The organism is Vibrio sp. 10N.222.55.C6 (assembly GCF_041473395.1).
GTDB lineage: Bacteria > Pseudomonadota > Gammaproteobacteria > Enterobacterales > Vibrionaceae > Vibrio > Vibrio crassostreae_C.
Genome location: NZ_JBFRSD010000181.1, coordinates 1 through 295, shown reverse-complemented (window position 1 = coordinate 295; position 295 = coordinate 1). Strand labels below are relative to the sequence as shown.

Annotated in this window: 2 pseudogenes; both read left to right on the top strand. The window is 46.1% G+C overall.

Features of this window, described 5'->3' with window-relative positions:
• A pseudogene (locus AB4486_RS23140) lies at positions 1-125 on the top strand (sugar kinase); the annotation flags it as partial.
• A 9-nt stretch (positions 126-134) separates the two neighbouring features.
• Positions 135-295, top strand: a pseudogene (locus AB4486_RS23135) (2-dehydro-3-deoxyphosphogluconate aldolase); the annotation flags it as partial.

Sequence of the window (295 nt, the reverse complement as noted above, 5' to 3'; positions counted from 1 at the left end):
ACCTTGCGGGCGAAGACTTAACAAAGTCATGCCAGCGCGGCAATACCATGGCAGGCGTCGTTATCCAACATCGTGGTGCCATTATTGCAAAAGAACTCACTCAAGCGGCCATCACAGCCATTTAAGGAATACCAATGTCTAACATCAAACAACAACTGAAAACACTGAAAGTTATCCCTGTGATCGCTATCGACAACGCTGAAGACGTCATCCCTCTGGGTAAAGTGTTAGCTGAAAATGGTTTACCTGCAGCAGAAATTACATTCCGTTCGGAAGCTGCAGTAGAAGCTATTCG